This is a genomic window from Tianweitania sp., from assembly GCF_032053605.1.
In the GTDB taxonomy this organism is placed as follows: Bacteria; Pseudomonadota; Alphaproteobacteria; order Rhizobiales; family Rhizobiaceae; genus Tianweitania.
In genome coordinates this window covers 2,584-12,787 of the sequence record NZ_DAMBUH010000093.1, presented here as the reverse complement: position 1 = coordinate 12,787, position 10,204 = coordinate 2,584, and the positions used below count along the sequence as shown (strand labels likewise).

The window sequence follows — 10,204 nt, the reverse complement described above, 5'->3', positions numbered from 1 at the left end:
GTCATACTGCCGGCGCTTGTCGTCGTCGCCGACGATTTCGTAAGCCTGATTGGCGGCGTTGAACCGCTCCTTCGCCTTTGGATCATCCGGATTCTGGTCGGGATGATACTTCTTGGCGAGCTTGCGGAACGCCGATTTGATGTCTTTGGCCGAGGCGTCCTTGCTGACGCCCAGCACTTCATAAGGATCGCGCATGGTGATTAAACCGGGTTAACGGAAGTTATCGCCAATATGCGATCTCGAAACTGTGAATTAAAGAGTGCTTGTGGAACGGAGCACCACTTACATGCTCTTGAAGGCGCGAAGCTGCCAGGCGCCGCCGTTCACCAGGCAGGCGTCGCCGTCATACAGGCTGACGCCACTATAGCTTTCGCGCGACACCACGAATTTGCGGCAGGTCAGACCCGAATTGGATTCGGCATATTCGGAGATGCTGGAGATCGCGCCGCGAGAACCGGTATCGGTATTGGCCCAGGATACGCCGCCCTGCCCCACCGACTGGAGATCGGTTGCCGAAACCGCGTTGCGGATGATCGACTGGTCGGAGGCCATCTGGGTATCGGGTGCAGGCGTTGCCGGTACGCTCGACGTGGTCAGGCCGACATCGGCAGCCTTGTTCACGGACATGCCGCAGCCCGCCAGCATCGTGGTCAGCGCAAGACAGCCGAGCAAGCCTGCCGAGCGCCCTCTGGCCGACCGCTTCATGCGAAATGGTGCGTGGCTCGTGCTCAAACCGGTGCTATCCCTATCGGCGGGTTGCGCGAAACGCGACAATCGGCAATCTCCGTTTACGGATTTCGAGTCAGGACAGAATAGTGAACGATACACCGTTAACAAGCAGTGACTTTGCCGCAACGCAAAACCCCTTCGAACTGTTCGGCGCGTGGCTCGATGAAGCCACAAGCACCGAGATCAACGATCCCAATGCGGTTGCCGTTGCCACGGTCGATCCGACAGGCATGCCGAATGTGCGCGTTGTGCTTTTGAAGGAATTCGACGCGCGTGGCTACACCTTCTATACCAATTATGAGAGCGCGAAGGGTCAGGAGATCCTATCAGCCCGCAAAGCCGCGATGTGTTTCCATTGGAAATCATTGCGGCGGCAGGTTCGCATCCGCGGCGATGTCGAGCTTGTGTCTGATGCGGAAGCCGATGCCTATTACAACACCCGACCGCGCGGCAGCCGTATCGGCGCTTGGGCTTCGCAGCAATCGCGCCCGCTGGAAAGCCGCGACGTGCTCGAAAAAGCTGTGGCTCAGATCACCGAGCGCTATGGCGACGGCGACATCCCCCGCCCCGCGCACTGGTCAGGTTTCCGCATCGTGCCTGATGTGATCGAGTTCTGGCGCGACATGCCGTATCGCCTGCACGACCGCGTCGTCTTTACGCGTGCTGGCGAGGAGTGGACGACCGAACGGCTTTATCCCTGATCGAATTATGCGGCGTGGCTTTTAAAGGCCGCGCCGTCATCGATCCGTCATCGCCACGTTCAATCACTGTCATTTGAAAGACCTATCCCCCGCCGCGTTGATCATCCGACTTTCTGAAGGGGGAAGTTCCATGACGCTCCGCGCCATTCTCGCATCCGTCGCGCTTTGCGCGATCACCGCTTCGGCCCACGCCGAACAGACGTTTCCCGCCAGGCTTGCGGGCCACGCTTATTTCCCGGCCATGACGCTGATCGCGCCGCCTGCAGACGCGCCGCGTGACGCCTGGACCTCCGGCAAGTTCACGGGCAAGACGCGCAATGAAAAGCCGATGACCGCACCGGGCGATGTGGGTGCCGCCTATGGCAGCCACCCGACCGGCCTATCGCTGCCTTTCCTCGGCCAGCCTGTTCAGGGTATGTCGGGTTTCGCCATGAACCTTGCCGAAGACGGCAGCATCTACACGCTGACCGACAACGGCTTCGGCACCAAGGCCAACAGCGCCGACGCGCTGCTGTTCTTCCACAAAATGAAGCCGGACTTTGCCAGCGGCAAGGTCGAGCGTCTCGACTCCGTCTTCCTGCGCGATCCCGACCACAAGGTGCCCTTTCGCATCGCCTATGAAGGCACGGAAAGCCGCTACCTGACAGGCGCGGACTTCGACCCGGAGAGCATCCAGGTTCTGAACAACGAAGTCTGGATCGGCGACGAGTTCGGCCCTTATCTCATCCACGCCACGCTCGACGGCAAGATCCTTGCAGTTCATCCAACCAAGCTCAACGGCGAGCCGCTGCTCGGGCCCGACACGCCCGGCGTCACCGTTCCGGCCGTAGCTGGCAAGGATTTCCAGGCTCAGCGTTCCGGCGGCTATGAAGGCATGGCGCTTCAGCCCGGCACGAACCTGCTTTGGGCCATGCTCGAAAAGCCGCTTTACGGCGAGGGTGGCCAGCCTGAAGGCAAGGCACTGACCGTGCTGACCTTCGACCCCGCGAAGAATGACTGGACGGGCGATAGCTACAAGTTCCCGCTCGGCGAAGGCGCCACCAATATCGGTGACTTCAACTTCATCGACGACACCCGCGCTCTGGTGATCGAGCGTGATGCCGGCGAAGGCAATGCTAGCCTGGAATGTAAAGCCGACAGCACAGACAAATCGGCATGCTATCCGATGCCGGCCAAGGTCAAGCGCATCGTGCTGGTGGATACCGCCCAGATCGACCAAGATGGCGCCATGCGCCGCATCGGTTCCATCGACCTGATGAACATCGATGATCCGGACGGCAAGGCAATCAAGGAGATCGTCAAGAACGATCCGGACGGCAAGTTCACCTTCCCGTTCCAGACGATCGAAGACGTCATCAAGATCGATGACACGCATATCCTGGTAGCCGACGACAACAACCTGCCCTTCTCTGGTGGTCGCGAAATCGGCAAGGCTGCCCACAACGAGTTCATCCTGCTCGAAGTGGCCGACTTCCTCGCCGCCAAATAAACGACGATCCAAATCAAGCAACGGCGGGCGCAAGCTCGCCGTTGCTTGGCAAACAGCAGGCGCCTGCAAGTTCATCTGGATGTGACTCAGCTACAATGCTAAGCGCAGCCTATACAGGGGGACACAATGCAGCCACTTCTTGCAACCATGGCCGATTGGCCGCCGATCGCCGTTTACGCGTTGGTTGGTGCTTTGGCCGGCTTGATCGGCGTCCTGGTTGCCTACCCGTTCAAAAAAGCGGGATACAAGTTCGCTCAGTTCATACCCATCGTCTTCGTGGCTTCGACCGTGCCGTTGATGCCGCAAATATTGCCGCCGTTGCTGATCGAGGCGAATATCAACGCGTCGCTGCCGCAGAATATCGATGAAGCGACAACCCTGCAGTCAGCCAGCATTTCGGAAAAGGAACTCACCTACTTCTTTACGATCGACGGTGAGCTTCCTGCTGATTTCGACGTTTCGGTCATCAAGGCCGACAACCTCTCGACCTTCTGCAACACGTTCCGTTCGTCGTTCGAGAACAGGTTCTACACGAAAGTCATTTATGACTATCAGACACAGGCAGGATCGAAGCAGTTCACTGTGACGCCTGACGATTGCCGGTAAGCGGCTTGTCCGGCAAGTTGGCTGCGGAATGATGGCCTGGGCTGATCCGGCTCAATGAAGACAATGAACCTCATCCATAACGAGCGTACGAAACTAACTGCTGGTGCGTTTGATCGAACATCAACAGCGTTTTTCGCTGTCGGTGTTCTCGGGCAAGCCTTCTCGCTCGTTCCGAGCAACGAAAGCTCTCTCGGCGTCATTGGCATTTTAGTTTGGTTTTTGCTGCAATCTGCCTAAATATTGCAGCGAGGCACGTTCTAAGGAGCTTGCAGGAATGACGTTCGATGTTTTCTTCTGGTACGTATTCCCGCTGATCGTCGGCGTCGGCGCCCTTGGCTGGGTTGCGTTCGATCGCCGCAAAGAGCATCGGATGCATCCCGGCGAGTAAGCTCGGGCACAGCATCACGGTTGTCGGCGGGCCCTCAGGCCCGCTTTTTCATATCAGCGCCGACGGCTTAACTGAAGCCGACAACAGCGTGCGGAACATAGGGCGCTTCGAGCGACGCGACCTCGTCCGGCGTCAGCTTCACCGACAAAGCGGCCACTGCATCGTCCAGATGGTTCGGCTTGCTCGCGCCGACGATCGGGGCCGTGATCGGCTCCTTCTGCAGCACCCATGCCAAGGCTACCTGCGCGCGCGGGATACCACGCTCGGCAGCAACATCGGCTACGGCTTCCACCACCTTGCGGTCGGCTTCGGCGGTCTTTGCATAGAGCGTCTGGCCGAACTTGTCGGTGTCGGAGCGGAAGCTGCTTTCTTCCCAGTCGCGCGTCAGCCGACCACGGGCCATCGGGCTCCAGGGAATGACGCCGAGGCCTTCCGCCTTGCACAGCGGCAGCATCTCGCGCTCTTCCTCGCGATACAGCAGGTTGACGTAGTTTTGCATCGTCGCGAACCGCGCCCAGCCCTTGCGCTCGGAAAGAGCCAGCGCCTGCGCGAACTGCCAGGCATACATGGAAGACGCGCCGATATAGCGTGCCTTGCCTGCCCGCACGACATCGTTCAACGCTTCCAGCGTTTCCTCGATCGGTGTGGCGTGGTCGAAGCGATGGATCTGGTAGAGGTCCACATAGTCAGTGCCCAAGCGCTTCAGACTGTGATCGATCTCGGTCAGGATCGCCTTGCGCGACAGGCCAGCGCCGTTCGGGCCTGGCCGCATGCGGTTATACACCTTGGTTGCAATCACCACCTCGTCGCGAGTGCTGAACTCCTTCAGCGCACGGCCGACGATCTCTTCGCTGGTGCCGTCGGAGTAAACATTGGCCGTGTCAAAGAAGTTGATGCCGAGATCGAGCGCCTTCTTGATCAGTGGCCGACTGTCAGCTTCCGGAAGCGTCCACTCATGCGAGCCGCGACCGGGCTCGCCATAGGTCATGCAGCCAAGGCAAATGCGTGACACGTCCAGGCCGGTGCGTCCGAGTTTGACATATTCCATGCGGGTCTCCTCGATACTTGTTGCCGCTCAAGATAGGGCAAGCCACAACCTTTGCAGGGCGGTTTCGTTCAAGAGCCTGATGATCAAGACGCTCAGGGCCGATGCTTGTAGTCCGGTTCGTCGGAGTCCGGCACTGCGTCGCAACTGCCGCCGCCTGTCCAAGTGCTGTCATAGCACCGGCGCAGCGCATAGAAGTTCAAGCGTTCCAGCCGATCTTCCGCAAGAGCACGCCACCACAATGGCTCGATCTCCGCGCGTCGCTCCGGTGCGATCGTGCAAACCTGCGCGCGCAAATCGCCGTCACAGGCCAGCGGAAACTCGTACACCCCGCGATCGACTACACCCAGCAGCGTGCGTGCGCCGCGCTCATCGGCAGGCGGCGGATCGGTGATCGCCTGCGTGACACCCCAGCGCGCATTGCTGCGTGTCGATTCATCCGTGCCAGCCACCTCATCGATGGGCACCGATCGGATGATACGCCCGCCGTTTGAATACTCGTTCATGAAGCCGGCCTCCATCTGCGGCCCACGATCCTGCTCGTCGGTGCCGATGATGCTCAAGGTCTGCGACACATAGGACTCGCGCTTCTCGACGCCATCGACCGGCTGGACGCGGTAGGCGTAGTCGCTGCCTCGAAGGAACCGGAACTGCACGACGCCGTAGCGCTCGTTCAACCGAACGATCGTCGCCGGATTGCTTGCAGCGATCTTCTCTCATGCCTTGGGATCGGTCGGGATGGGATAAACGGTGATCACGCCACCATGCTTGAAAACGTCCGGACCGACTTCGATGATCAGGTCAGGCTCGGCGGCGTGAGCAGTGCTCGTCAGAAGCAGCCCCGCAATGGCGGCGGATGCGCGAGCCAGTCCTTTCGGAAGGATCCTCACGGTTTCTTCTTGTTCAGGAAAGCCGCGAATGCGGCGCGCGCTTCGTCCGACTTCAAGCCGGCCCGCACCGCTTCGGCTTCCTCGTCGATGCGCTGCAGCAGGTCGGTGCGCGATCCTCGGATCAGCTCGCGGGCGATCCGCAGCGCGTTGGCCGGCTTGTTCGCCAGCCGGTCCGCTGCAGCGAAGACTGCAGGCTCGAGTTCGTCCTCACCAACGACCGCATGGATCAAACCGCCCTGCTGTGCCGCTTGTGCCGGGAGCGCGTCGCCCATGACGAGGAGCGCAAACGCGGGTTGATGACCAAGCCGCGCCGGAACTAGAAGGCTGGAGCCGGCTTCCGGGACGATACCGAGGTCGACGAAGGGTGTTCGGAACTCCGTGCGTGGTGTGGCAAAGGTCAGGTCGCAGTGAAGATGCAGGGTCGCGCCGATGCCGACCGCGATGCCGTCTGCGCCCGAAACCAGCGGCTTCTTGGCGGTGGCGAGCGCGCGCAGGAAATCGAAGATTTCCTCGCCCTGGCTTTCCCCGGACGCGATCTTCACAAAATCAGCGAGATCGTTGCCGGCCGAAAACGATCCTGGCACGCCAAGAATGACATGCACGCGCACGGCATCATCGGCATCCCCCGCCCGTAAAGCGGCAGCCATTGCGGTATACATGGCGAAGGTCAGCGCGTTCTTCTTTTCGGGACGGTTGATGCGGATAACGTTGATCGCGCCGCGCCGTTCGATCTGGATGTGCTCGCTCATCTTGCGTCCCTCTTCAGCCAAGCGCGACACGGGCAGCGTCAAGGCTTTCCGCACCCTCGATCACCCGCGCCTTTAACGCAGCACTCTCGCCCACCAGGTTCTCCGCAAAGAAGCGGCAGAGCGCCCGTCGCGCAGCACCGGTATCCGCCACCGCCGCACGGGCCAGATAGGCACCGCCGGCGGCCAGACCGAACAGGCGGAGGTAGGGCGTTGCACCCGCCAGCGCCTCGTTCATCCGACCTTCGCCAAGCGCCGATTGAAGCCAGCTCGTCGCGTCATCCAGATCGTTGATCGCGCTGTCCAGCCGATCAGCCGCGTTGCCGAGATCGGCCGAGTTCGACGCACGCAAAGCCGCAACATCCTGGCGCAGTTCTGCAATATAGCCTGCCACCTGCGCCCCGCCTGATTGCGGCAGCTTGCGCGTCACGAGGTCGATCGCCTGAATGCCGTTGGTGCCTTCATAGATCGGTGCGATCCGGGCATCGCGATAGAAGATCGCCGCGCCGGTCTCCTCGATGAAGCCCATACCGCCATGCACCTGCACGCCGATCGACGCCACCTCGACACCGATATCCGTCGAGAAGGCTTTGGCGACCGGCGTCAAAAGATTGGCGCGTTCCTGCCAGTGCCTGACTTCATCACCGTCCGACGAGCGCGCGCGGTCGAGCGCATTGGCGCAAGCGTAGCAGATCGAGCGCGCGACCGATGTCAGCGCCTTCATGGTCAAGATATTGCGCTGAATATCGGGATGCTCGATGATCGCGCTCATTCCCTCAATGGCACCACCCGCCGCCTTGCCCTGCCGACGCTCCTGCGCGTACTCCTTGGCCTTCTGATAAGCCGCTTCCGCGATGCCCACGCCCTCGATGCCGACATTGAGGCGCGCGTTGTTCATCATGGTGAACATGCAGGCGAGGCCGCGATTTTCTTCGCCAAGCAGATAGCCGATCGCGCCGGCCTCACCGCTCTCGCCCTTGCCATCGCCAAAGATCATCGTGCAGGTCGGCGAGCCGTGAATGCCGATTTTGTGCTCGATGGAGGCACAAAACACATCGTTGCGCGTCCCAAGCGAGCCGTCATCCTTCACGAGGAACTTCGGCACCACGAACAACGAGATGCCCCGCGTGCCGGCCGGTGCATCAGGCAGTCGCGCGAGAACGAGATGGACGATGTTGTCGGTGATGTCGTGCTCGCCATAGGTGATGAAGATCTTCTGCCCGAAGATGCGGTAGGTGCCATCTTCTTTGCGTTCGGCACACGTACGCAGCGCCGCCAGATCTGATCCGGCCTGCGGTTCGGTCAGGTTCATCGTGCCGGTCCATTCGCCCGACACCAGCTTTTCCAGGTAGGTCGCCTTCAGCGCGTCCGAGCCATGCTTGTCCAGCGCCTCGACCGCGCCCATGGTGAGCAGCGGCCCAAGACCAAAGGCCATAGAGGCCGCGCTCCACATCTCATTGGCGGCAACATTGATCATCACCGGCAGACCCTGGCCGCCAAATTCTTCCGGCCCGGACAACCCATTCCAGCCGCCTTCGCGCCAGCGATGATAAAGGTCCGCCCATCCGGCCGGCATGGTCACCGCGCCATCCTTCCAGCGCGCACCTTCCTGATCGCCCGACAGGTTCAGAGGCGCAATCTCCTCGCCCGCAAAGCGCCCGGCCTCACTTAGGATCGCATCCACCAGATCATCCGAAAGATCGCCATAGCGACCCTTTTCGAGATCAGGTGCAAGCCCCGCAACCTGCTTGAGGGTAAAGGCGATGTCGTCGACCGGCGCGCGATACATGCAAGATCCTCCGTAGTCTAACGCGTGTTAGACGGTTTTCAGAGGCTTTTGAAGAGGCCGCGCGCCGTACGCGTCAGACGGCCCGCCACCCAATATCGCGGCGGCAGAAGCCTTCCGGCCAGTCGATGCGGTCAACCGCCTCGTAGGCCTTGGCCTGCGCTTCGCGCACGGTCGATGCCCTAGCGGTCACGTTGAGCACACGCCCGCCGCTGGCCACAAGCGCGCCATCCTTCAACGCCGTACCGGCTTGAAAGACCTTGGCGTCCTCACGCGCTGCCGTGTTGACGCCCTTGATGACGGTTCCCGTCCGTGGCTTAGCAGGATAGCCCTCCGCTGCCATGACCACCGTCAGTGCCGTGTCGTGACTCCAGGACAACGCCTGATCTGCCAACCGGCCATCCGCTGCTGCATGAAGCACTTCCAGCAAATCGCTTTCCAGCCGCATCATGAGCACCTGGCATTCCGGATCGCCGAAGCGGACATTGTATTCGATGAGCTTGGGGCCATCCTTCGTCAGCATCAGGCCGGCAAACAGCACGCCTGAAAATGGCATACCGATCTCGCTCATTCCAAGCAGCGTCGGCGCGATGATTTCGCGCATCACCGCCATCTCGACCTCATGCGTGAAAGCGGGCGCTGGTGAATAGGCGCCCATGCCACCGGTGTTCGGCCCCGTATCACCGTCACCGACGCGCTTGTGATCCTGCGCTGCGCCGAAAGCCAAGGCCGCGCTGCCGTCGCACAGACAGAAGAAGCTGACTTCCTCGCCTTCCAGGAACTCCTCGACCACCAGTTCCGCACCAGCCGCGCCGAAGCTGCCGTCGAAGCAGGCGTCCACCGCATCCAGCGCTTCCTGCGCGGTCATGGCCACCGTCACACCCTTGCCTGCCGCCAGACCATCCGCCTTCACCACGATCGGCGCGCCTTTGGCCTCGATATAGGCGCGCGCGTCGGACGCGTTGTCGAAGCGGCCGTAAGCAGCAGTGGGGATGTCAAAGCGGGCGCAAAGATCCTTGGTGAACCCCTTCGAACCCTCGAGCTGCGCCGCCGCCTTGCTCGGCCCGAACACCTTGATGCCGGCTTCGCGCAACGCGTCGGACAAACCATCCACCAGCGGCGCTTCCGGCCCGATCACGACGAGTTCGATCGCCTTGTCGCGGCAGAAGGAAACAACCGCGGCATGATCCGTCACCGCAAGCTCAACCAGCTCAGCATGCTCAGCAATGCCCGGGTTGCCCGGCGCGGCGTACAGCTTCGTCAACTTTGGCGACGACGCGATCTTCCAAGCCAGCGCATGTTCGCGGCCACCGGAGCCGATCAGGAGAACGTTCATGAGAAACAATGGTCCGCAAGAGTCTTGAGTTCCCGCCTAAGGGTGGGAGGTAGGAAAGGCAAGATTGACGCTAGCGTTCGTAGTGGAAACGGCAGGCGGAGATTTCAACGACCTGATCTTCGCCTTTGCCCGTCACGCGATAGATAATGCGGTGTTCATGCGAGAGCCGCCTCGACCACCAACCGGAAAGCTCACGTCGAAGCGGCTCTGGCTTGCCGGTGCCTTCGAAAGGGTGCCGACGAATTTCCTTTATAATTTCATTGAGGCGCGCGAGCATCTTTGGATCGGCTTGCCAGAAGAGGTAGTCGCCCCATCCGCGTTCGGTCCAAAGAACCTTCACTTCATTTCCGTCTCAGGTTCGATCAGATCGTGTTCAAAAACATGACCGGCATTCGCCTCAGCAATGGACTGACGAAGATGTTCGGCATTGGCCGGATTGCCGAGCAAATAGAGCGTTTCCTGCATGCTTTCCCAATCCGCCAGAGGCA

13 protein-coding genes are annotated in these 10,204 nt (G+C 60.8%); 3 read left to right on the top strand and 10 right to left on the bottom strand.

All coding sequences use genetic code 11. The annotated features are described in order from the left end of the window. Both RTX98_RS16575 and RTX98_RS16570 read right to left on the bottom strand, forming a co-directional pair. Nucleotides 1-195 (bottom strand): DnaJ domain-containing protein (locus tag RTX98_RS16575; protein ID WP_312797928.1); only part of this gene is annotated, 195 nt, incomplete at its 3' end. 87 nt (nucleotides 196-282) lie between these two features. Continuing rightward, nucleotides 283-732, bottom strand: coding sequence for an RT0821/Lpp0805 family surface protein (locus tag RTX98_RS16570; RefSeq protein WP_312797927.1), 450 nt, complete (start codon nucleotides 730-732; stop codon nucleotides 283-285). 83 nt (nucleotides 733-815) lie between these two features. Between RTX98_RS16570 and pdxH the strand changes: the two genes are divergently transcribed. The 3 genes from pdxH (at nucleotide 816) to RTX98_RS16555 (ending at nucleotide 3,525) form a co-directional block, all read left to right on the top strand. Continuing rightward, nucleotides 816-1,430 carry a pyridoxamine 5'-phosphate oxidase gene (gene pdxH / locus RTX98_RS16565; protein ID WP_312797926.1) on the top strand — a complete coding sequence of 205 codons (615 nt, stop codon included), beginning with the start codon at nucleotides 816-818 and terminating at the stop codon, nucleotides 1,428-1,430. A 130-nt stretch (nucleotides 1,431-1,560) separates the two neighbouring features. Then, complete coding sequence (locus tag RTX98_RS16560; protein ID WP_312797925.1) at nucleotides 1,561-2,919, top strand: esterase-like activity of phytase family protein; 1,359 nt, start codon at nucleotides 1,561-1,563, stop codon at nucleotides 2,917-2,919. A gap of 126 nt (nucleotides 2,920-3,045) precedes the next feature. Continuing rightward, nucleotides 3,046-3,525 (top strand): hypothetical protein, encoded by a 480-nt coding sequence (locus tag RTX98_RS16555; protein ID WP_312797924.1) that lies wholly within the window; start codon nucleotides 3,046-3,048, stop codon nucleotides 3,523-3,525. A gap of 455 nt (nucleotides 3,526-3,980) precedes the next feature. Here RTX98_RS16555 and RTX98_RS16550 read toward each other — a convergent pair whose 3' ends face one another. The 8 genes from RTX98_RS16550 to RTX98_RS20805 all read right to left on the bottom strand — a co-directional run bounded on the left by RTX98_RS16550 (nucleotide 3,981) and on the right by RTX98_RS20805 (nucleotide 10,181). Next, nucleotides 3,981-4,961, bottom strand: a complete 981-nt coding sequence (locus tag RTX98_RS16550; protein WP_312797923.1) for an aldo/keto reductase — start codon at nucleotides 4,959-4,961, stop codon at nucleotides 3,981-3,983. A 92-nt stretch (nucleotides 4,962-5,053) separates the two neighbouring features. After that, entirely contained in the window at nucleotides 5,054-5,635 is a 582-nt protein-coding gene (locus RTX98_RS16545; protein ID WP_312797922.1) for a hypothetical protein, read from the bottom strand. A 39-nt stretch (nucleotides 5,636-5,674) separates the two neighbouring features. Further along, a complete protein-coding gene (locus tag RTX98_RS16540) occupies nucleotides 5,675-5,848 on the bottom strand; it encodes a hypothetical protein (protein WP_312797921.1) in 174 nt (57 codons plus the stop codon). Then, nucleotides 5,845-6,597 carry a crotonase/enoyl-CoA hydratase family protein gene (locus RTX98_RS16535; RefSeq protein WP_312797920.1) on the bottom strand — a complete coding sequence of 251 codons (753 nt, stop codon included), beginning with the start codon at nucleotides 6,595-6,597 and terminating at the stop codon, nucleotides 5,845-5,847. Before RTX98_RS16535 ends, RTX98_RS16540 begins: the two co-directional genes overlap by 4 nt. Before the next feature lie 13 nt (nucleotides 6,598-6,610). Further along, entirely contained in the window at nucleotides 6,611-8,383 is a 1,773-nt protein-coding gene (locus RTX98_RS16530) for an acyl-CoA dehydrogenase (RefSeq protein ID WP_312797919.1), read from the bottom strand. A 73-nt stretch (nucleotides 8,384-8,456) separates the two neighbouring features. Continuing rightward, nucleotides 8,457-9,716, bottom strand: a complete 1,260-nt coding sequence (purD, locus tag RTX98_RS16525) for a phosphoribosylamine--glycine ligase (RefSeq protein ID WP_312797918.1) — start codon at nucleotides 9,714-9,716, stop codon at nucleotides 8,457-8,459. Nucleotides 9,717-9,786: 70 nt separating this feature from the next. After that, nucleotides 9,787-10,056, bottom strand: a complete 270-nt coding sequence (locus RTX98_RS16520; protein WP_312797917.1) for a Txe/YoeB family addiction module toxin — start codon at nucleotides 10,054-10,056, stop codon at nucleotides 9,787-9,789. Continuing rightward, nucleotides 10,053-10,181, bottom strand: coding sequence for a type II toxin-antitoxin system Phd/YefM family antitoxin (locus RTX98_RS20805; protein ID WP_416223151.1), 129 nt, complete (start codon nucleotides 10,179-10,181; stop codon nucleotides 10,053-10,055). Before RTX98_RS20805 ends, RTX98_RS16520 begins: the two co-directional genes overlap by 4 nt. Between the last annotated feature and the right edge of the window lie 23 nt (nucleotides 10,182-10,204).